Annotated in this window: 16 protein-coding genes; 2 read left to right on the top strand and 14 right to left on the bottom strand. The window is 53.5% G+C overall.

Features of this window, described 5'->3' with window-relative positions; all coding sequences use genetic code 11:
- Positions 1–12: 12 nt before the first annotated feature.
- The 10 genes from BMZ14_RS13210 to BMZ14_RS13165 all read right to left on the bottom strand — a co-directional run bounded on the left by BMZ14_RS13210 (position 13) and on the right by BMZ14_RS13165 (position 15,744).
- Positions 13–699 (bottom strand): TIGR04283 family arsenosugar biosynthesis glycosyltransferase, encoded by a 687-nt coding sequence (locus BMZ14_RS13210; protein WP_074798415.1) that lies wholly within the window; start codon positions 697–699, stop codon positions 13–15.
- Complete coding sequence (locus tag BMZ14_RS13205) at positions 686–1,429, bottom strand: TIGR04282 family arsenosugar biosynthesis glycosyltransferase (RefSeq protein ID WP_074798356.1); 744 nt, start codon at positions 1,427–1,429, stop codon at positions 686–688. The genes BMZ14_RS13210 and BMZ14_RS13205 overlap by 14 nt, the downstream gene beginning before the upstream one ends.
- 515 nt (positions 1,430–1,944) lie before the next feature.
- Positions 1,945–4,164 carry a TonB-dependent receptor gene (locus BMZ14_RS13200; protein ID WP_256208629.1) on the bottom strand — a complete coding sequence of 740 codons (2,220 nt, stop codon included), beginning with the start codon at positions 4,162–4,164 and terminating at the stop codon, positions 1,945–1,947.
- Positions 4,165–4,407: 243 nt separating this feature from the next.
- Positions 4,408–5,532 (bottom strand): PepSY-associated TM helix domain-containing protein, encoded by a 1,125-nt coding sequence (locus BMZ14_RS13195; RefSeq protein ID WP_074798354.1) that lies wholly within the window; start codon positions 5,530–5,532, stop codon positions 4,408–4,410.
- Between the two features lie 299 nt (positions 5,533–5,831).
- Positions 5,832–7,670, bottom strand: a complete 1,839-nt coding sequence (locus BMZ14_RS13190; RefSeq protein ID WP_074798352.1) for an asparagine synthetase B family protein — start codon at positions 7,668–7,670, stop codon at positions 5,832–5,834.
- 125 nt (positions 7,671–7,795) lie between these two features.
- The gene (locus BMZ14_RS13185) at positions 7,796–9,031 is read right to left on the bottom strand and encodes a pyridoxal-dependent decarboxylase, exosortase A system-associated (protein ID WP_074798350.1); all 1,236 of its coding nucleotides are present in this window, start codon (positions 9,029–9,031) and stop codon (positions 7,796–7,798) included.
- Complete coding sequence (locus BMZ14_RS13180) at positions 9,028–10,620, bottom strand: acyl-CoA ligase (AMP-forming), exosortase A system-associated (RefSeq protein WP_074798348.1); 1,593 nt, start codon at positions 10,618–10,620, stop codon at positions 9,028–9,030. Before BMZ14_RS13180 ends, BMZ14_RS13185 begins: the two co-directional genes overlap by 4 nt.
- Positions 10,621–10,657: 37 nt before the next feature.
- The gene (gene prsR / locus BMZ14_RS13175; protein WP_074798346.1) at positions 10,658–12,010 is read right to left on the bottom strand and encodes a PEP-CTERM-box response regulator transcription factor; all 1,353 of its coding nucleotides are present in this window, start codon (positions 12,008–12,010) and stop codon (positions 10,658–10,660) included.
- 212 nt (positions 12,011–12,222) lie between these two features.
- Positions 12,223–14,304 carry an XrtA/PEP-CTERM system histidine kinase PrsK gene (prsK, locus tag BMZ14_RS13170; RefSeq protein ID WP_074798344.1) on the bottom strand — a complete coding sequence of 694 codons (2,082 nt, stop codon included), beginning with the start codon at positions 14,302–14,304 and terminating at the stop codon, positions 12,223–12,225.
- A gap of 42 nt (positions 14,305–14,346) precedes the next feature.
- Entirely contained in the window at positions 14,347–15,744 is a 1,398-nt protein-coding gene (locus BMZ14_RS13165; protein ID WP_074798342.1) for a TIGR03013 family XrtA/PEP-CTERM system glycosyltransferase, read from the bottom strand.
- An 817-nt stretch (positions 15,745–16,561) separates the two neighbouring features.
- Here BMZ14_RS13165 and BMZ14_RS14915 point away from each other — a divergent pair.
- The gene (locus BMZ14_RS14915) at positions 16,562–16,762 is read left to right on the top strand and encodes a hypothetical protein (protein ID WP_143072003.1); all 201 of its coding nucleotides are present in this window, start codon (positions 16,562–16,564) and stop codon (positions 16,760–16,762) included.
- A gap of 9 nt (positions 16,763–16,771) precedes the next feature.
- Here the strand turns inward: BMZ14_RS14915 and BMZ14_RS13155 are convergent, their stop codons facing one another.
- The 4 genes from BMZ14_RS13155 to BMZ14_RS13140 form a co-directional block, all read right to left on the bottom strand.
- Entirely contained in the window at positions 16,772–17,383 is a 612-nt protein-coding gene (locus BMZ14_RS13155; RefSeq protein WP_177186989.1) for a response regulator transcription factor, read from the bottom strand.
- A gap of 81 nt (positions 17,384–17,464) precedes the next feature.
- A complete protein-coding gene (locus BMZ14_RS13150; RefSeq protein WP_074798337.1) occupies positions 17,465–17,947 on the bottom strand; it encodes a response regulator transcription factor in 483 nt (160 codons plus the stop codon).
- A gap of 153 nt (positions 17,948–18,100) precedes the next feature.
- Entirely contained in the window at positions 18,101–18,895 is a 795-nt protein-coding gene (locus BMZ14_RS13145; protein WP_074798335.1) for a S1 family peptidase, read from the bottom strand.
- An 82-nt stretch (positions 18,896–18,977) separates the two neighbouring features.
- Entirely contained in the window at positions 18,978–19,235 is a 258-nt protein-coding gene (locus tag BMZ14_RS13140) for a DUF2024 family protein (protein ID WP_074798411.1), read from the bottom strand.
- 290 nt (positions 19,236–19,525) lie between these two features.
- Between BMZ14_RS13140 and BMZ14_RS13135 the strand changes: the two genes are divergently transcribed.
- Positions 19,526–21,232 (top strand): OprO/OprP family phosphate-selective porin, encoded by a 1,707-nt coding sequence (locus BMZ14_RS13135; RefSeq protein WP_074798333.1) that lies wholly within the window; start codon positions 19,526–19,528, stop codon positions 21,230–21,232.
- The last annotated feature ends 73 nt before the right edge of the window (positions 21,233–21,305 follow it).

Here is a 21,305-nt window from a genome sequence, read left to right as displayed (position 1 = left end):
TCGTGATTGGATTCAATTGGTTTTGGAACGATAGCGAGCGGCCAGTTTTTCCGGCGCTACGCCGCGTGCAAAGGCTAACGCCAGATTGCGGTTTACCCATGTCCGGCGCCACCAGCCATCGCGATGCCAGCGCCGGGGGTCGACGAAAATGGATTCACGCAAAGGCATAAAGCGCCCCAGGCGGCGCAATCCACGCACTAAAGACACTTCCTCGAACAGGGGCCAGGGCGAATGTCCGCCGGCGCTGAAATAAGCCTGCCGAGTCATGAATAAGCCCTGATCGCCATAAGGGACGCCAAAACGGCAGCGAAAAGCGATAGCCGGCTCCAGCAGTAAGGCGGCCCGGGCGCGCGGCGCATCAAAACGGAAGCAAAAATAGCCGCCCACTGCGCCTTGCTCAAAAGAGCGCTCCATCGCCCCTATCGGATCCGGCGGCAGCCGGTTGTCAGCGTGCAAAAACCATAATGCGTCACCTTGTGCCAGCGAAGCGCCCGTAAGTAATTGAGACCCTCGGCAGGGTTCGCTCGCAACCCAGCGCGCCTTGTATTGATCGCACACGCTACGACATGTGCCGGCACTGGCGCCATCCACCACGATGATCTCCAGCGGCCGGCGATACAGGCTTCGCAACTGGGCGAGGAGGTCAGCCAATTTATCCTCATCGCGGTAGCAAGGAATAATGACACTAAGATTCAACACGGCTTTCTTCCCCTGAATCTCCTGTATTCCGTGACCGGAAAAGCTCGCATGCCAATAAATGCAGGGCTCTCCGTGCCGGCCGCCGATCCGCTTTCAGCGCCGTAATCAGTCGAACGACGTCGTCCTCTTCGTCTACATCGAAACTGTGAGCCAGCTCGGCCATGGAGTGGCCCGCTGCCCGGCAACAGCGAGCCAGGTCTGTGCCCAGACGGGCCGTGCTCCATGCCAGGCCGTCCAGGGCCGGCCAGTGCCGGCGGCTGGCCATCAGCACCACGCCTCCGTCCACTGCCGGTTTCAACACGACATCATAATTCGGCAAGGCTCTGATAGCTGTTGCATAATCCGCGGCTGTCAGTGCGGGAGCATCACTTCCGATGTATACCAGTTGTTCCAGGCCTGTCCCGCGCAGTTCGTGATCCAGTGCATTCAACCGCTGTCCCAGATTCCCGGCTGATTGCGGTTTCACATCCACTTTAGACCGCATTTCCGGCAATAGTGCGTCGGCCCAGGCATAATCAGCCGAACGTGAAGGCGCGATTATCACAGGACCGGGCCAGTGGCGTGCGTCTTCCAGGGCGCAGGCGAGCAGTGCCTCGGCGATGCGGCTCGCCGTCTCCTGGCCCAAACGGGCGGCAAGCCGTTGCTTGCCGATGCCCGATGCCGGCCGTTTACACACCAGTACTAAAGCGGCTTGGGCACCACCGGCTTCTTGCCGGTTCGCAGTTCGCATAAATATCTGTTCATCTGGTCAATGGCAAGTGCAGGCTAATAAGCTTCTTTGTGCCGATACACGGACCGGCTAATTGCTTACGGACGGAGACGATGGCGAAGTCAGTTACATCATAGACACCATTTGCCTGTCGAGCACGAAAATTTTCCAAAAGCGGATTGCCTCAAGGAAAAAGTAACTGGAGGAGGCATCAAGTGGGCACGTTGCCTCAAATTGTCGGCAACCAAATCCAGCAGGGGCTATTAACTTGGGCAAGCATGGAAAGTGGATCTGTCTGGAGGCAATACGCAATCGCTATGGCCGGGCCAGGCACACTCACAAAGGTACGTCGTGGGACGAGTTCCTGCTCGATATACGTTATGAACGTAAAGCGAAGTCGAGCCGGCAAACGATGGTAGCTGGAAGGACACGCCGATGGACTCGACTTGCATTGAAGAACTGGCCCCCAGCGTCACCCGTACTGCAGGTTCGATCAATTACTACAGCAAGTTCTACAAGTCGTGCTCCATCTCAACTCAAAAGTCGACTGTAGCCGATACCAGTACGGTGCGCGGCGTACCTAGCGATAAAGTGCTGAAAGAGGCCACGCCTGACCAGTGGTTAGTATCGAATGCATTAAGTACACTGCCCCGGACGGTGGTGGATTTTCCAAGGACCTTCGCGCTGTAGCGTGCGCCAAAGTCAAATGTCGTCCAGGAAGGCACACTTTGCGTATTCGCCTGGTTGATATATCGCTTTCCGGTATGAATAAGATTTCCGGTCAAGGTGAAGCCGGGCAGCCATTGCACATCCCATTCAGCGCCAAGATTGGCTTGCAACGACGGCACACCGACCGGCTTGTTGCCCACTGTTGCCGCGCTGCTGGTCTTCGTCAACTCGGCATCGAACAGCGTCATGCCGCCAAGCAACCGAACGCCTGACATGGGTTCGCCAAACAGGGCGAGTTCCAGGCCACGGTTGCGCTGCTCACTATCTACGGCAAAGACGTTGCCGGTGAGCTGGCCGCTAGGCCTTTTGATCTCGAAGAGACTAAGCGTAGTGATCAAGCGGCCATAATCAATCTTGACGCCGACCTCGACTTGCTCGGTCTTGTAGGGCGCGAAGATCTGGCCGGCATTAGCCGCAATCTGTGGTGCAATGTCACCCTTGCTTAGCCCTTCCATACGATTGGCGTAGATCGAGACGTTTTGCCACGGCCTCACGACGAGACCAGCCAGCGGGGTGGCAGCAAGCCTGCTGTAGGAAGACGTGACGGCGCCCGTTGGCCCGAAGTTTTCCGAGTGGATCTGCTGCAAGCGCACACCGAGCGTAAGCAGCACGCGCTCGTCGGCTATAGACAAGACATCGGTTAATGCGCCTCCGTAGAATTCTGTCTCCGAAATTTTCATCAGATCGGGCCTCGCCAGGTCTTGACCGGGACGGTCAACCGGGGAATACATGTTCGACAACACGGCCGTGCCAGTGCTGGAGCCTCGCTCCAGACGATCACGATAACCGCTCCCCTGAAGTGTCACAGTGTGGCGAATGGGCCCCGTATTGAATCGGGCGCGCACTCCGCCATCGGCGCTGGAGCGGTTGACGCCGAACCTGAAGCGCATTGGCGTCGACGTGGTATCGCCGGCCGCATTCAGGATCATCGGGGTCTGATCCGAGAGCCGGTCTACCCACGAGTGGGATCCGCCGACACTGCCGAACAGTGTCAGCGAATCCGAGATATCGTATTCCGTCTTGAACAGGAGCGAGACGTCCTCGATCGTCGACCGGCCCCAAGGCTGTGTTACGTTGCGCCTGCCGTTGGGCGCCGAGGGCACGTCAATGTCCGCGGCAACCAGGAATGGGCGCTGTGGAGCCTTGAACCGCTCATACTGCCCAAGGGCATCAAGCGTCGCCCGAAACCTTTCGCCCTGATAGTCGAGTGCCACGGCACCGACATCCGCCTGACGGAACTGGTTGTCCAACGGCGTATTACCCTGGTGATGACTACCGTTGAGCCGGATGCCGAACTGGCGATCAGCACCAAACCGCCGGCTGACATCGAGATGCCCGCCGCCCTGAGTATTGGACATGTAGGTGCCCGTAAGCCGTGTCAAGTCGGTTGGAGATGCGCGCTTTGGAACAATATTGATGACGCCGCCTACGCCGCTGTTCGGGGACATGCCGTACAGCAGGGCGGCAGGTCCCTTTATCACCTCGACCCGCTCGGCGTACTCTGTGAATATCCGGTAATTGGGCGCTACCCCGTACTGTCCGTCGAAGGCAAGTTCTCCCACGTTGCCTTCACCGATCGGAAAGCCACGAATATAGAAAGAATCGACGACGCCACCCCTCTGACCGGTAGAGCGGACTGAAGGATCCTTGGACAAGAGGTCAGCCGCCGTGATTGCCTGCTGGTCCCGGATCATCTGCGATGTATAGCTGCTGATGCTTAAAGGCGCTTTCATGATGTCCGTATTGCCGAGTATCCCAAGCCGGCCGCCGCGGGCGACTTGTCCGCCCGCATAGGGCTGGGGAAGCTCATCAGGCCGTTCTGCGCTGACTTTCATCTCAGGGAGCGTCGCCACACCTCCGGCGGCCGCTTCCTTTGCCTGCGGCGCAGTTTGGGCATGAACATGGTTCACGAATCCGCCAGACACCAAGCCTGCGAAGGCCATGCGAATGGCAAAAGACAGCAGCTTAAGGCGCAGTGGCGCCGGGGTGCACGAAGAGCGGGCAGCAGACGCATTGTTGCACAGCACAGTGTTTTCCTTGTTCTTGGTCTTTTTTGAAAGAGTGCTGGCTGGCAATGGGCTGGCGGGCGCGAGCTTTATTGTAAATCATAATCATTCTCACGCAAAGTCCAGATGACGGTTAACGCAACGCCGCCTTCTCCGTAGCGCCAGGACGAATGGCCGGTTCATCCGGGATCGTGCTAGTCAGGCCACCGTTCTGCCGCGTGATCTCCTGGATTCGGGATTTTCAGAAATCATGTTCGCTTCAAATTACTTCTCATGGCGCGACCCGCTTGAATTTTTGGAAGCGCTTCTATACCCTCTCGCCTTGCGCCGATTTATCCACATGACATAGCCTGTGACGAACAGGAGGAGCGGTAAGAAACCAACGATCACCTGAAGGATACGGGTGGGCAAGCCCCCTAAAACACCCGTATGTAGCGGATAAAATGCATTGTAGATGCGTGTGCCCACAGGGGCAGACGAAGTATCTTCGACAAGCAGCACTTCGCCCTTATACTGATCGAAATAGATAAAGCTTTTTCCGTTTGGATTGAGTTCACCGGGCATCTTTTTCCGGATCACAAGCGGTGCATCGGGCGTTTGAGGGAAAGTGATCCAGGTTGTAGGGCCGGATAGAATGCGGTTTGCCTTATGCAGCAAGTCATCGATGGGAGGCATTGTTCCGGTCTCTTCAAGAGAATTAGAGAGAGGGGGCGAAGGTCTCGGCGCACTGGCTGTCAGAAAATTTGTAACTTCGGCAACAGTTTTGTTGAACACCAGCGAGATACCAGTGAATGCAACGATTAGAAGAAAAAGCACAGAATAGATTCCAAATGCGCGGTGCATATCAAAAACAAGCTTTTTCCAGGGTCCCCGCCAATCGATTTTAAGGCCTCGGGAAATCTTTCCATTAGGCGGCCACCACAGGTAAATGCCAGTGATGCTCATGCAGATCAGGAGCAATGCGGCGACGCCGAGGGTGGTTTTACCGCGCTCTCCGATCAGAAGTTCGGTATGCACAAGGGCAACCCATCCTATAAGAGTATCTTCCTGTCTATGTGCCCCAAGCACTTCCCCGCTGTAAGGGTCCGCATAGACGAACAAGTCATGAGCACTATTCATCTTGAAAAGATAGGTTTCCCGCAGCGTGCGCGGCATTCGGATAAAAACTATCTTGTCTTCCGGATACACTCGCTTGATCGTATTAAGTACCGACTGCACAGGGAGTCGCTCACCACTTGCGGTGGTTTCCAGCAATTCCGGATGCATGAGTTTCTCGATCTCTTCCCGGAAAACAATCATGCTTCCGGTTAGCCCGCTTAGAATCAGAAACAGGCCGACAGCAAGACCAATATAAAGGTGAATATTAAAGACGGTTCTACGTGTTCTCATGAAGAGAGACCTTGAATGGCTCTGCTAACCGGGGAAGGCCCCGGTCCTCCAGAACTCCGGCTTCGCCCCATTCCCCTCCATTACTCCGGTGCCCTGGCGGTCGCGGGTCTTATTGTAATAACAATCATTCTCATGCAAAGCTAGAATTTTGGAAGCGAATTGTATTAATAAAAAGCAGGCAAAGGGGTGCATCAAGAGGTGCTGATGGCGAGCAGTAAAAAAATCGCCAGAGCGGGTTATCCGCTATCCTGAGAACAGCTATCAAGTCAAAAAGGCTCAGACTGCTCTGCGCCTCATCCCTACCGTTGCTTGTACCATTGCTCCAGCATCATCAATACCCAAACCATGGTGCCGTGGTATCCCGCATGCTCGTCCAGATGCTGATCCAGCAGCTTGTCTATAAAATTCGAGCGGACGATGTTTCGTGATTTGAGGTCGCTCAAGCTATCCGCAGCCAGAGTCTGCAACGGTTTGTGCGTTTGAAGCCATACGCCGAACGGCAGCCCGAAGCCGTGTTTTTGTTTGGCGATGATATCGTCCGGCAAGAATCCCCGCAGCGCTTCTTTAAAGAAATAACGTAACTTCGTGCCTTTGAGCTTCAAATGAGGCTCCAGCCGCAAGGAAAAAGCCACGATCTCGTCGCTGATAAGCGGAAACGCCACATCCATTCCTGCTAATTCGCAGGCCTTGGCTACTTTAGGCAGGTCGTTATCGGCAAGCGTGAACTTCCGGTCGAAAGCGAGCATGCGATTTATCAAACTTCTGGCGTTTCCCTGATGATAGGTTTCGCTTAGAAGGTCCGCCGGATACCCCGGATTTACCATATCGAGAAATTCCGGGGTAAAAACCTCCCTATGACCGTAACGCTCCAGCAGATTATAGGTTTCCGTGCGTGCGGGCATGGGTATCGAAGCCTGTTCTACATAGCTGCGAGCCTTTCTTATTGGTGGCAGCACCGCGCCACCGGGAAAGCCGAAAACCAGTGGCTCGATAATTCCCTTGCGCAACAGCGTAGGCACTTGCTCATAAAGAGAAAAGAGATGCTGTTTGGCATAACGTACATTGCCTCCGAACAGCTCATCCCCACCATCTCCCCCCAGCATCATGCTGAGGCCGTCTGCCTTCGCCATGCTTGCGCAATAGTAGGCAGGGATTGCGGAAGAGTTGCCGAAAGGTTGGTCGAAGATAGCCGCAACCTGAGGAATAGCGGTCACGATATCATCCGGAGTAACATAGTATTCCTGATGCCGGGTAGCGAAATGTCTTGCGGCGATACGCGCATACTCCATTTCGTCATAACCTGAGGCATCGAAGCCGATGGAATAAGTCCGCGCCGGCTTGCCGGTCACTTCGCCCAATAATCCTGCAATCGTCGAGCTATCGGTCCCGCCGCTGAGAAAAGCACCCACCTCCTGATCACCAACCACTTCACGTACGCCGGCGTGTAATACGTCTAGAAAATCCTGCTTGAGCTCCTGGAAGGGACGCTTCTCGTCCTCAAGAAATCGCATCTGCCAGTATTGGCTAACCTCGACGCGCCCCTTTCGATAAACCAGGCACTCGCCCGGCAGGAGACGCTTTTGCCCTTGGTAAATGGTGTCCGGACCCGGTACCATGTGAAAATAAACGTAGTTGTATAAGCTTTGTGGCGCAATCTCGGTTTTAATCAAGGGGTGCAAATTGATGGCGTCCGCCGACGAGCCGAATACCAATCCGCCCGCTGCAATCTGGTAGGAGAGCGGGTAGGTGCCCATACGGTCAATCGCCAGCGCAGCCTCATTGGTATTTTCGTCCAGGATGCAACAGCAGAATGAGCCTGTCAGACTCGCAAAGGTTTGCTCGCCTCTTTCCCGCCAATTATCAGCCAGCGTTTTCGCGATACCTTCGGCGTGCGCAAGTTCGGCGAGGCGAGGCTCAACAAATCTGGCTCGTCCCCATACCGATGCTAGCAATCCTTCCTTTTGATAAATATGAGCGCTACCGTCACGGGCAGCAACAGCAACGGCGCTCTTGCCCCCGGCGGACGCATGGACGCCGCTGCTGTCAAAACGGCCAAGCGGCGCAGCCATTTGCTGGGCCAGATGCAAGTTTTCAGTAACAGAGCCGCCATGGGCCAGCCAGCCGCACAATCCGCTCAAGGTAGCTCTCCGATTTTTCTAAACATTATCCTTTCCATATTGCTGTTGGTAATTGCCGCTTCCGGTCATACTCCCGGTGAATGTACTGCGTTATGCGCCAAATCAACCGGACGTATCGTGGTTTGTCAAACCAGTACTTCAGCAGGGGCCGGATGACTGAGAAATGCTGTCGGGCTGGCAGTCAAGCCATATGCACCTGACTGAAACACAACAATTAAGTCTCCCACTTCCGCCTTGCTCATTTCCATCCGGTCCGCCAGCAGATCCAGTGGAGTACAAAGTGGTCCCACTACCGAGACAATTTCCCGTTCGGCACCTTGTACCTGATTGCCGACGACGACCGGGTAGTTCTTGCGGATCACCTGGCCAAAGTTCCCGGAGGCGGCAAGATGATGATGCAAACCTCCATCGGTCACCAGAAATATCTGTCCCCTCGATTCCTTCCGCTCAAGCACGCGGCATACATAAACGCCCGCCTCCGCCACCAGATACCGCCCGAGTTCGATTACCAGGCGTGCGTCCGGGAGTTGCCGCTTTGCCTCAGGCATCAGGCGTCGCAGGTTTTCCCCGACCGCCGCCACATCCAGCGCTTCATCCCCGGGAAAATACGGCACGCCAAAACCGCCACCGATATTCAACAGGCGAACCGTATCCGGGGCGTGCCTGGCAAGAGCAATGGCAAGTTGCAAGGTTTTTTCGTGGGATTCCTGGAGGGCCGCCACTTTCAGGTTTTGCGAACCACTAAAGATGTGAAATCCCTCGAAATCAAGTCCAAGTTCACCTAGGCGGGCCAGCATGGCTGGAACCCGCTCTGCGTCCACACCAAATTGCTTCGGGCCGCCACCCATCTTCATGCTGGAAGATTTCAGTTCGAAGTCGGGGTTGACGCGAACTGCCACCTTGGGACGAATACCGAGCTGATCACCCAGTTTGGCAATTCGCTCCATTTCCTGCCCGGACTCCATGTTCAACGTGATACCCGCGGCAATAGCGCAGGAAAGCTCGCCATCAGCCTTTCCTGGTCCGGCGAAGCTGATCTGATGCGGCGGAGTTGGTGTATCGAGAGCAATTTTCATTTCACCCGCTGACGCCACATCCAGCCCATCCACCAAACTCGCCAAATGCTGCACGACAGCCGGCATGGGGTTCGCTTTCATTGCATAGTGAAGGTGAATCTCCTCAGGCAGGTGTTGCCGCAAAACGGCAACACGGTTGGTAATCCTTTGCCGGTCATACGCATAGAACGGGGTTCTGCCTACCCGCTGCGCCAAGCGAGTAAGCGGCATTCCGCCGATCTGCAGGCAGTCGGCGCGAACTGGAAATTGAGTGACGGGCGCATGTCTTGGCCGCGCGTTACTCATGCCTCAGATTCCATAAAAGCGTCTTGCAGCGCCTGAGCAAGGAGTTTGCGGTCGATTTTGCCGTTGGGGTTACGGGGCAGATTACCTTCCCTGCACTCAATGCGGCTGGGCAGCATGAATGCCGGAAGATGAAGCTTGCATGCCGCAAGCAGCGCATCCTGATCCAGCACCGATCCCGTCCGCGGCGTAGCGATCAAAACGATAGCCTGCCCCAAGACCGGGTGAGGAACCCCGACGGCGGCGGTCTCTCCCACGAGTTCCGTGCCATAAATCACCTCTTCGACTTCGGTTGGGCTGACGCGATAACCGGAGGTCTTGATCATTTCATCGCGACGGCCGATAAAATACAGAAACCCTTCTTCATCCACGCGTACGGTGTCGCCCGACCATACCGCCAGCTCCGGGATAGTCAGTCCGGGCTGGCGGGAAGGCAGGGGTTTGAAACGCTCAGCGGTTTTTTCCGGATCGTTCCAATACCCCATGGAAACCAGAGCGCCGCGATGCACCAGTTCACCCGGCTCACCGGGTGCGCAGAGCGATCCGTCGTCGCGCACTACCAGCACCTCCGCGTTGGGTATGGCCTTGCCGATGGAGTCGGGGCGCACCTCCACTTCGTCGGGCGGGAGGAAAGTGGAACGAAACGCCTCTGTAAGCCCGTACATGAGAAATACTTCGGTATCGGGAAGGATATTGCGCAACGAATCAAGCGTCGCACGGGGCATGGCGCCGCCGGAATTGGTGATATACCGCAAGGAAATATCCCGCGGCCAATTCGATTGGACCAGTTGAATCCACAATGGAGGAACGGCGGCAAGACCCGTTATCTTCTCCTCCGTAACGGTATCGATAATATCCCGCGGCATCAGGTAATTCATCAGGACATTGGTAGCGCCGACGTGAAATGCCGTAGTGAGCTGGCTGAGCCCGTAGTCAAAGCTTAACGGCAGTACCGACAGAATCCGGTCATCAGGCGTGTTTTTCAAATACTCAGCCACACTCTTTGCCCCTGCCACCATGTTACGGTGGGAGAGGACTACGCCCTTCGGCTTCCCCGTGCTTCCGGACGTGTAAAGAATCGCGGCCATATCCCAATCGATACCGTGATGCGGCTTCAGATGGCCACCTTTGCCTGAAGCGAGTGCGTCGTTCCATGATATGACGGTCAGACCGGAAATTATCGGGCAGGCCTCTACCGGACCGGCGATCATCACTGCATGCAGGTCGTGGCATTGTGGTAAAACTGGCGCGAGCAATTTCAACCGGTCGGCCGAGGTCACCAAAATTCTGACATTGCAGTCGCGCAGAATATAAGCCACCTGCTCGGGCTTCAGAAGCGGATTGACTGGCACGAAAACACCCCCTGCCCGGGCCGCGCCGAAAAGAGCAGCTACGGTTTCCCGTCGTTTTTCGAGGTAAACAGCGACGCGCTCGGATCGGCCAAGCCCCAAGGCCAGCATGGCCGCCCCAGCTGAATTGATATCCTCGGCCAGAGCCGCGTAGCTTATCCGGTTTTTCTGGTGAATCAGGGCGTGCTTGCCGGGAAAACGATCAGCGGACTTGAAAATAAGCTCGTGGAGAAGATCTGCCATCGGTTAGACTACTAAAAGAGGTTATACATAAGGACCGCTATTTTAGCCGGTGGCGGTTCATCAGGTCATAAATGGTGGGACGGCTGACGCCCAGTAACTCGGCCGCCTTGACCACATTTCCATCCACCCTTGCCAGCGCTTTCACCAAGGCCTCACATTCCGCCTTGTCACGCACTTGACGAAGATTGATCGGTTCCGCCGAAGTTGCTGAAACCTGCAGCCCGAGGTCATCGGCGCTAATGATAGGACCATCTGCCATAATGACTGCCCGTTTAATGCAGTTTTCCATTTCTCGCACATTGCCCGGCCAGGAGTGGCTTTCAATCGCAGCAAGCGCTTCCTGGCTGAAGTTGAGGGATGACCGACGCTCCTGAGCGCAAAACTTATTCTTGAAGTGGTGCGCCAGCAATGCAGCGTCGCCTCCCCGCTCTCGCAGGGGAGGGATGGTAATGACAATTTCGCTCAGGCGGTAATACAGGTCTTCGCGAAAACGACCGTCCACGATGAGCTTCTTGAGATTTTGGTGGGTTGCGCACACGATGCGGACGTCGACCGGGATTTCCTTACGCCCGCCCACTCTTTCGATCACCCTTTCCTGCAGGAAACGAAGAAGTTTTGCCTGTAACGCCATTGGCAAATCGCCGACCTCATCAAGAAAAAAAGTGCCTTCATTTGCCAATTCTATTTTACCCGGTGTCTGCTTGACTGCTCCAGTATATGCGCCTTTTTCATAGCCAAACAGTTCACTTTCCAAAAGCGTCTCCGGGATTGCGGCGCAATTGATCGCCATGAAGCGGTTCTCCCGCCTGGCGCTGGATTGATGGAGAGTTCTTGCGAGAATTTCCTTGCCCGTGCCGCTCTCTCCCAGCAGGATAACCGTAGCGTCTGACGGCGCCACTTTCTCTATATTTCGGCATACCTTAATCAGTGCCGGATCGCGAGTTATGATTCCGCTCACGAGTGAATGGGCCTGAATTTGCAGTAGCCTGCGGTTCTCTTGCTGCAACGCATGCAGGTAATAGGCTCTCTCCACGACAAGGCCCAGCATATCGGGATCAAAAGGTTTTTGATGAAAATCGTAGGCGCCGGCGCCGATGGCTTTTAACGCATTGCCGTGATCCTGATTACCGGTTAGAACGATTACCTTGGTTTCCGGCGCGAGCTCGAGTATTTGCTCCAGGGTAGCCAGTCCTTCTGATGCACCATCGGGATCAGGGGGAAGCCCCAAGTCCATGGTAACAACAGCGGGTTCATGGCGCCTGACCAGCGCGAGCGCGCTTTCCCGGTCGCCCGCCACCAATACTTCATAAGCATCAAAGCTCCAACGCATTTGACGCTGTAATCCCGGGTCATCTTCAATTACTAATAGACTCTTTTTATCCTGACTCACTTTGGTCCTCTTATATTGTTGTGGATCAATCCAACTTTGTGCTTCTTTGAGGCATTTGCTATTTGAAACTTATCCAGGCGCTTTAAATTGTCCCTCATGTAGCCGGTAGATGCTCATAACCCCGGAGTTATCACTTTTACCAATTTCTTGCGCTGGTCCAATGTAGGCGAACGTTTTGTTATTGCATCTCCAGGAACATCGGACGAATCGCTTTATGTTGCCGCTTTAATGGCTTGTTGACCCGTTTGATGAAGAGGCAGGACGATGCGGAAGATCGTACCGTCCAATTCACTACTGCTGACTTCCAGTTCGCCACCCAATTCAGATACATATTCTCTACTCTCGAAAACACCTATACCCATGCCTGCGGATTTGGTGGATTCGAAAGGCTTGAAAAGCTTTTCACGGATGAATTCTTCGCTCATGCCATGACCCGTATCCTTTATTTCAACTATCGCGAAATCCTGCTCTCTTCTCAGTTGGACCCGAACCTGTCCATTCCGCGATGTCGCGTCGATGGCGTTCTGGATGAGATGCCCGACGACTCGCTCAAGGCGCGACGAGTTCGCACACACCGAGAGGTTTGGATCCTGTATTTCAAGAATTGGTCGTGGTTCGGCAATGGATTTACTCTTTACCGCCTCTTGCAACAACCGCGCAATAATGAGAGGACCGGCTTTTTCCGACGAATCGCCACTACTTAATTTCTCCAGGAGCCGTTTCATCTTTTGGACGGAAAGATATACCGTTTCAATCATATCCTTCTGAAACTCCGGATTCTTTTTGTGTTTCTCGGCATTGGAAAGCAGAAGGGACAACTGTGAAACAAGATTCTTCAAGTCATGCACCACAAAGGTCGACATCCGATTAAAAGATTCGAACTGACGCGCCACCATAAGCGCCGTGACGGCCTCGTGCTGCGCCAGATAGCTTGCTGCCTGATTGCCTGCCACCTTGAGCAGATCGCTCACCTCCCAATTCAGCTTTACTCTGCTTCTGGGTTGCGCCAGCACTACAAAACCAAATAATTTTCGATCTTGAATCAGCGGTACCACAAGCCATGCCCTATAAACGGCTCGCAACCATTGAGGCAGCACGAGTGACGGGTATTTTTCAGGAGTTGCAGCATATTCCTGCAAATCGATCACCCACTCCTTGTTTGCCAAAAATTGACAGAAAGGACTATCCAGGGATTCGGACCCGCTAGCCGACGGCATATTCCAATGTGTTACCGGTTCGCAATGACCGGATTCCCGGCGCATCCACAAACCTCCGCCAGGGCTCTCCACCAGTTGCGCCAGCGCCTGGATCACGCGCTCTCCGAGTCCGTGTTCGCCCTCGGAAAGGGTACGCGTGAAATGCAGCCACTCTTCCCGGTAGTCGTAGTTGTAGCTGAAAAAATGCTTGCTGATGAAGACCCTGAGCCATGAACGCAAGGTACCCGAGAACAGGACAGCCAATAGCAGAACCACGGCACCGAACAAGAAACTCACCTGCATGACCGTGCCCCAGTTTCCTCCAAAAAACCGGAGGTAATAACCGGCAGCAGCCATAGCCAGCAAATATGCGGCGGCGCCGAACAGTGCAGCTGAATAGAAGAGAATATGGCGTGATACCGTGATGCCGACCGACCATTGGGGATTACGCGCGGCTGATATGGCAATGAGCGGGACTACCAGCGCATTGACGATCCCCCGCGCCGCCCAGATCTCCGGATTCACCTGCCTGAGCAATAGCGCATCGCTGTACAGATAAAAATCATACGCAAAAATGCCCCCTATACCGAGACAGGCAAACTTTATTCCCCAACGCTGCTTGAGCGGCGTATTCCTGTAAAGCTGCTCCACCAGGATCATGCCGAGTATCGCCATTGCCAGGCTTCCAACGATGCTATTGATGAAGTCGATCGTTTTGTGCGAAGAGAAGTCGAAATCCCCATGAGAGTAAAGGGCAACGATAAGGCAAGCGATATACAGCGCCATGATGGCCACCATGGCTGGGCTGAGCTTTGGAATGAGGGAGTTTCCATGGCGATACAGCCCCAGCAACGTGATGAGAAAGGCCGACCACCCTGCGTTTCTGAGGATTTCCACTACATCTGTCAGTAGCGTGAGGGGAGGGTCCTGGGTGGCTTGATAGGCAAGCAATGACGCCCACAATGCTGACAGGCAACAGGCTATAGGCAGCACCATTCCGTGCAGGCGACCCCTCCAGCTCGTCAGCAGGAGCACAGCCAGAACAAAGTGCCCGATGGCGGCCATGCTGTAACTGAACGTCGCTATGCTGGCCAACATGTCAGATTGCCGCCTGGAGAATCTCCGGATAGAGATTCCAGATCATCTTCCGCCCTTGCCCAGCACAACAACTTCGACGGTATCTATCAAAATAATAACGTCAAGGAACAAACTATGGTTCTTTACATAATACAGATCGTACTGAAGCTTTTCGATGGCGTCATCCACGGAGGCGCCATACCGGTACCGTACTTGAGCCCATCCGGTTATTCCGGGCTTGATACTGTGCCTTACGTTGTAATAGGGAACTTCCATGCAGAGCTGGTTTACAAAATAGGGCCGCTCCGGACGGGGACCGACAAAGCTCATATCTCCGTTCAAGACATTGAATATCTGGGGAAGCTCATCGATTCGCAGCTTCCGGATGATTCTGCCCACCCGCGTTACCCTGGGATCATCCGCCGCCGCCCACTGGGGTTTTCCACTTTTCTCCGCATCACTTCGCATGCTGCGAAATTTCAGAACCATAAACGTCTTGCCCCCTTTTCCCACCCTTTCCTGCCGGTAAAAAACGGGAGCGCCATCCTCGAAAAAGATACAGAGGCCGGTAACAAGCATTACCGGTAGCGTAACAGCCAGAAGGACGCCGCTTGCCGCCAGATCAAAAACGCGCTTGATACCTGACCGGAGCAGGCTTTGATCAAATCCTCCACCAAAGACCAGCCAGCTCGGGTAAAGGCTGTTTACTCGAATCTGGCCTTGCTCACGCTCGAAAAAAGCGGCTGAGTCCGTCACTTTTATCCCGTTCAACTTGCATTCCAGCAGATCCTGGATGGGAAAGCAGCCGCCCCGGCGTTCCTGGATTGCAACGATGATCTCCCGCGCCCCGTACCGGTTGACCAGCGACATCAGGGAATCCACCTTCGGCAAGATTGCGTACGCTGGCACGTGCAGTTCTTCATCCGGCAGTGGGACAAAACCGATGATCTTGAATCCCCGGTGGCTGGGGTCTTTTTTAGCCTGCTCAACGAACTCCTTTGCCTTGCCCCCTATACCGAGTACGATTGCTTGGGACTCGAGAATTCCCAAGCGGGACCATTTGAGAAAAGCCGCTCGTGTCAGGAGAATTCCGGACAAAGCGAGAAGCATTACCAACCCCAGTATGCCGCGGCCAAGATAGAGGTCAGGCAGCAAATAAAAAATCAGGGTCGTTATTCCGAATCCCAGCATCATGGATGGCATGAGACGGAATAAGGTGTCTTTGATATTCAACCGGGAGTCCACCTGATACAGGCCCATAGCGGACATGGACAGGATCATGACGAAGGTGAAAGTGACGGCTTCCGGAAGCAGGGATAAGAAAGTGAAAGGAAGCGGATCAAGGTAATCAAAAAAACGAATACTCGCGGCGACGTAAACCATGAATATCAGCACGAAAATTTCCGCACTGATAAGCAGGATCACCGTCCTGGAAATGAAATGGTTATAAATACGGAGCAATTTTCGTCCTCATCCGCATCAGGGTACGGCCGCATCCTGTTTTTCGTCTCGGTAAGCATGAAAGTGGCGCATACCCCTCGCCGGGCGAGGTTCGCGCCTGCGTGAGCACAAAAGTCGAGGTCTGGTTAATATTCGTCAGCATCCGATTTAAAAGCTTCGCTCCATTATCCTGATCATTATCGGGGTCCGCATCCATGTTTTCCGGAAAGATGGTTGATGCACTGTTCGGCCTATTGACATTCCAGGGACGGATCCGGCAGTTTTTGCTTTCATGGGCAGAATGTTCGGATTTCCCTTACGCGCGATTGTTTAAACTGCAACCGGTCGAGCAACATACCTTCCCCTTACCTTGAATTCACCCTTAACGGCGGAACAACGCGAGATAACCCTTTAATTTACGAAAGCATTATATGAGATGATTCTTCTGATGAGTAGTCATCTTGCGCCAAAGCCATATCTCGGCATATTCATCATATCAACTTGGGCAGCAAGAACAATTGGACTTAAGTACGGCAATTCAGGGGCAGTACGCTTGCAAAGGGTTTCACGACGGCCCGATTTTTTTACAGGCAGTCAGAACGGGGCGCGTTATCGAAGTCGGCCCGCCAGCCTGTTTCGAGGCGCCAGCGAAGGACGGGAATTGAAGCGGAAAAGCGCCCGGAAGTAACTGTGGCGCGAGTTGGGTTGTGCACAAGCGCCCCCTACGCATTGCGGGTGCGGAGGCTAGACGGAAATTTCGTGATTACACGGCAGCGGAGGACGATCATGGGCAAACATTCGCCGTGGGTACCAGGCTCAAGGTGCCAGGAGCCAGAATATGTACCTTCCTGCAAAAAACGGTCAGTGTGCTGAATTCTGGAAGGTCAAGATTGAACGGCACGACATCGTCACGTTTAGCCGCCACTTCTTCAATCCACGAGCGCCGGTCAGGTCCTTCTTTGACCCCGGTGATCCGCGCGGCGCTGAACCACAAAAAATGCCTGGCGATCAGCCTCGCGTCAGAGCCGCCCCGTCATGACTCTTGACCCTAGTGTTCTATTTGTGTCGTGTCCCGGGATGACATCGAGCCTTTGACAATCAACGCCAGCTTGAGCCGGTCGGCGACGTCCAGTTTACGAAAAACCTCCGTCAGATGGGCCTTCACGGTACGCTCCGTAATCGCAAGCCGGCGTGCAATTTGTTTATTGCTTTCACCATCTCCCACCAGCGTAGCAATTTCGTACTCGCGCCGGGTTAGATTCGCAAGCAGGTCGCCAATGGTCTGCTTGAGTTTGTTCTTCTCCTGGGTGATCATAACCAGTTCGTTGAGCAGATGCCAACTGAGCGTTCGTCGAATCCACAATTCACCTCGCTGAACAGCCATGATGACGTTCTTGAGCTGCTCGGATTCGATATTGCGCTGGCAGCATCCTCTTACCCCCGTCCTGAATAATCCCCATTCTATTTCATCAGTGATAGGCCCGCTCAAAATGACGACTTTAGTATCGGGATTCAATTTCATGAGTGCAGCAATTCCACCCACCCCATCCAGTTTGGGTAAATCATAATCCAGCAGGAGTATTTTGGGCTTTATCCGCACCATCTCATCACTGAGCGAGCCAATGTTGGTTGAGCAGAATATGGGAGCAAGAGCGCTCACCCCCCTTTCCCAGCAATACAGATCGTCCTGAGATGAACTAGCCAGCAAAATCAAAAGTGTCTCCCGCCAAAATCCGTGAAATCAGTGCAAAACCTTGTCCATGATTTTGCCAAGCATTTTACGTGTGACCCAGATCTCACCGCGGTCAACTACACGTACAGCCTTCAAGAAATAAAATGGGTCTGCTTCATGGCTCAGGCAACCACGTGCGCCATTAGCCAGAGCCTGTATTATCTGCTCCTCCTGGACCGATTTATCGGTTAATAATAATACAAGCGTCTCCGGACATTCCCGGTGCAAGGCTTCCAGCAAGGCAAAGCTCCATTCAGACTGATCCAGATGGACAAAAAGGATGCGAGGTTTCAATTCGCTGATTCTGGTAACTGTATCGTCAATTGCTATAACGGCCTTATCTGGCTCAAGTTGAGGGTCGTCAGGAATATTGATTCCAGTTGACACCGAATTTTTCAGCACCTTGATGTCGGACTCCGCTTGCAGGAACTGCTCCAGCTTTGCGCGTCTCCCCGCGTCCGTATCTGCTATCGCCACGGTGACCATTTGCATCGTTTCTCCTTCCAGCTCGCGCGTCAGATATTAAAAAACCATGCCGTCAAGCAGTTAAACTTCCAGCTATATTGAATTCAGTCTTTAAAGATTTCCATCTCTTTTCGAAATCTGCCGATCCCGAAAGCGTTTCATGACCGTAATCATGCCTGTTCATTTGCTTACCTGTTTTAACAGGTCGTTGATATAGTTGCCAGGAATGGCATACGTTATGCCGCTAGGGTTGCTGAGCGCCGCCTCTTTCTTACCCTTCACGAACACCATATTGATCACCCCGTATACCAACCCCGTGTCAGGATCATAGAGAGGACTTCCGCTGCTACCGGGATAGGCAGTACCATCAAGCTGAAACACGGCATAGGCAGCCTTTTGCAACTGACTGATCATCTTCGCATTAAGTTGCCTCGAGTTGTGCGCAGGCAGAATGATGGGGGTAATCGAGGAAACCATCGCACGGTGAGTGACCGGGTAGAATCCCAGCACCATTCCAATAGGGAACCCCGTAAAAATGAGGGTTTGCCCTTCCCGAACCTTGCTCGCATCTCCCAGTCGCATGGCGGGTAAAGCGTCGCCGCTGATTTTCAGCAGCGCCAGATCGTGATCTTTATCGATAGCAGCAATGGTCGCAGCCCGAAGTTCCGGCTTCTTGCCCTTGCCTGTAATCACGGTATACGACTCGTTGTTGGCGATATCCAGAATCTCCGGAACAACGTGAGCATTGGTGATTACATGAAGGCCGTCGTCCAGTACAAAGCCGGTTCCCAGAAAATTGACTGCGGGGGAGCGTGTTCTCTGGACAGTTCCTACTCCAACTATCGACGGTTTGACATCTTCGATGGTCTTGACCAACTCGCTGGCCCACAGCGGAGTAACAAGTATGAGTCCAAAAATACCGAAACTTCTGATGCGGGACGCGAAACGGGCCGGGAAGATGTGTGGGAGATTCATCGTCTTTCGAATTCATCCGCGATTTCCACCCACGCAGGCCCCCGACGCTCATACCGTCTTCTTCCGGAGCAATAGATGGAAACTACTTGCATCCTTGCATCTTGTAGATGAAATAGCCGTCCTTATTGATTGCATCGGCGACATCTGGCGGAGCGCTTTCACTGTGACAAAAACGACATTCTCTACTGGTAATGGTGGCGTCGCCTTCGCCAATGGACGTCAACCACTCTTTCGCGTACTCAACGGCTTTCTTGTCGTCTTTTACCGCGGTAAATACGTCGAAGTGCATTGTATGACCATCTTTAGCCTTGACATAGGTGTCGTATACATGAATTTCCATGCTGTTCCTCTTTAATGGTAGTTGGATCGTAAGCGACGCTAAACCAGATACATAGACTATCACGGCGACGATAAAAGTGGAATGCGGAACATCGCAATCGGACCTCGCTGATATCCCTCTGCTTATGAGCAGCCCGGTCTCCAACCGACTTCTCATTGTCCCCTTCGTCGGCTTCGAGTTCCAACTCATCATTTCTTGTCATAAAAATGTGACAAAACTGTCATCAAAGCGTCATTTTTCGACCGTATTCTCACAGCAGTTTTTCATAAGCGGGCGAGAAGAGAAAACTGATGAGAATAATCGGGCTTACGTTAGCGATCACCGCAATTTCAGGCTCAAGCTTATCAACCGCCGCTTTTGCCCTTGATCTTTACGTCGATACCAGAACCGAGCAAATTTATGCGAAACCTGGCCCCGGGCGCGTACACCTGGGTTCTTTCGTGAAAGAAGATGCAGCCAAAGCCGCGGAAAAGTCAGCCGCGGACACAACCGCGGCAACAGGCGATAACGCATCCCCAAAGACGGCAGATATTGCAGCCGGTAAAACGAACACCGCTGATTTAACCGCTGTCCGTAAAGAGATTGAATCAAAGTCAAAGATAATGGGAGAGCGTTTAGCCAGTGATATTGCGTCGCTGGAAGAGCGAGTCAAGGAAACAGAGAATGTTCACATTCAATTCACAGATAGTGCCCCGCATTTTGCAAGTAAAGACGGCAATTTTACATTTGCCATCAATGGGCGGATGCAGGCAGGTTCGCAATACAATTTCATCAACGATGTTTTGCCCGCTACCGGCAGCAACCTCCCTAATGAATTGAATAGCGGGGCGACGCTTAGACGCGCTCGCCTTGGTGTCGAAGGTACTTTTTTCAAGCTCTGGGATTACAAATTCGAGTATGACTTCAGTCGAGGTAACGGCTCTGTAGCATCGGGAATTACGGACGCTTACACCCGGCTGAACGTGACCAAGCCGTTTTCAATCAAGGTTGGTTCATTTAAAGAACCTTTCAGCCTGGAAGAAGCGGCCAGTAACCGCTATCTCACGTTCATCGAGCGTCATATGTCCGTCAACTCGTTCGTCGATAACCCCAATACCTACAAAACCGGTATAGGAGTCAATTACGCGGTGCCCCGTTTCCAGTTTGGGGTCGCTTTTCAGACCGAGCCGATTGGATCCTGGTCGGCCGCTTCCACCTCGGTTAATGCCGCAGGCAACGTTAACCGAAACAATGGTTCAGGCGATTCCAGCTGGGAAGGTATCGGCCGGATAACAGGCCGTCCGTGGATGGAAGACGAAACCAGGTTCCTGCATGTCGGAATTTCGGCCGGGCATACTGCTGTAAACACGCAGTACAACGCTGCAGGTCAAATAGCGACTACCCCATCCGCTCAAGGCGGGGGAGGTGGCGGAATGGCCTTCTTTGCCTTTCCGGGAACCAATGTAGACCGCACCAATATGCTGAACACCGGTAATTTGAGCGTAGGAAACAAGGGTGAACCTGGCTCGCGCCGAATAGACAGTTATGACCGCTTCGGGGCGGAGGGCTGGCTGGTTCACGGTCCATTTTCGGTTCAAGGGGAATATTTGCGAACGAATATAAATGGGCTGGGCTATGACGACGAGCATTTTACCGGCTATTATGGTTTCGCCAGTTACTTTTTAACCGGTGAGTCCAAAGCCTACCATGTCAAAAATGGTGCCGCGAACCGGATAAAACCAAGGCAGAACTTTCAATGGAACGGTTCAGGCTGGGGAGCCTGGGAGGTCGCCGCCGGTTATGACTACATTAACTTGAATAGCGGGATAATAAGAGGCGGACAAGCGGATATGGTGAGGTTTGCCCTGAACTGGTACCCTCATCCGAATATTAAAATTCAGAACAATATTATTCACGTGCTAAATGTGGATACGGCAGGGTCCGCCATTCCTCGTACTGCAGGCTTTCATAACGCAGACCTGAGTGCTTTCCTGACACAGGCTCAAGTTGAGTTTTAAGACAGCGAATTGATATGTCCACGCATGCCCTGCCGAGATTTCGATTGATTCCGGGAATCTCCGGTAGGGCATG

This window comes from Nitrosospira briensis (assembly GCF_900115125.1).
GTDB classification, from domain to species: Bacteria; Pseudomonadota; Gammaproteobacteria; order Burkholderiales; family Nitrosomonadaceae; genus Nitrosospira; species Nitrosospira briensis_A.
Note: the sequence above shows the minus strand (reverse complement) of the source record. Positions and strands in the feature narration are given on the sequence as shown.

Excerpts from the sequence above, each read along its gene's own strand:
- BMZ14_RS13150 (WP_074798337.1), bottom strand. The coding sequence starts at position 17,947 with ATGCAAATGGTCACCGTGGCGATAGCAGATACGGACGCGGGGAGACGC.
- BMZ14_RS14915 (WP_143072003.1), top strand. The coding sequence starts at position 16,562 with ATGTACCTTCCTGCAAAAAACGGTCAGTGTGCTGAATTCTGGAAGGTC.
- BMZ14_RS13205 (WP_074798356.1), bottom strand. The coding sequence starts at position 1,429 with ATGCGAACTGCGAACCGGCAAGAAGCCGGTGGTGCCCAAGCCGCTTTA.
- BMZ14_RS13195 (WP_074798354.1), bottom strand. The coding sequence starts at position 5,532 with ATGAGAACACGTAGAACCGTCTTTAATATTCACCTTTATATTGGTCTT.
- prsK (WP_074798344.1), bottom strand. The coding sequence starts at position 14,304 with ATGTTGGCCAGCATAGCGACGTTCAGTTACAGCATGGCCGCCATCGGG.
- BMZ14_RS13135 (WP_074798333.1), top strand. The coding sequence starts at position 19,526 with ATGAGAATAATCGGGCTTACGTTAGCGATCACCGCAATTTCAGGCTCA.
- BMZ14_RS13145 (WP_074798335.1), bottom strand. The coding sequence starts at position 18,895 with ATGAATCTCCCACACATCTTCCCGGCCCGTTTCGCGTCCCGCATCAGA.
- BMZ14_RS13140 (WP_074798411.1), bottom strand. The coding sequence starts at position 19,235 with ATGGAAATTCATGTATACGACACCTATGTCAAGGCTAAAGATGGTCAT.
- BMZ14_RS13185 (WP_074798350.1), bottom strand. The coding sequence starts at position 9,031 with ATGAGTAACGCGCGGCCAAGACATGCGCCCGTCACTCAATTTCCAGTT.
- BMZ14_RS13180 (WP_074798348.1), bottom strand. The coding sequence starts at position 10,620 with ATGGCAGATCTTCTCCACGAGCTTATTTTCAAGTCCGCTGATCGTTTT.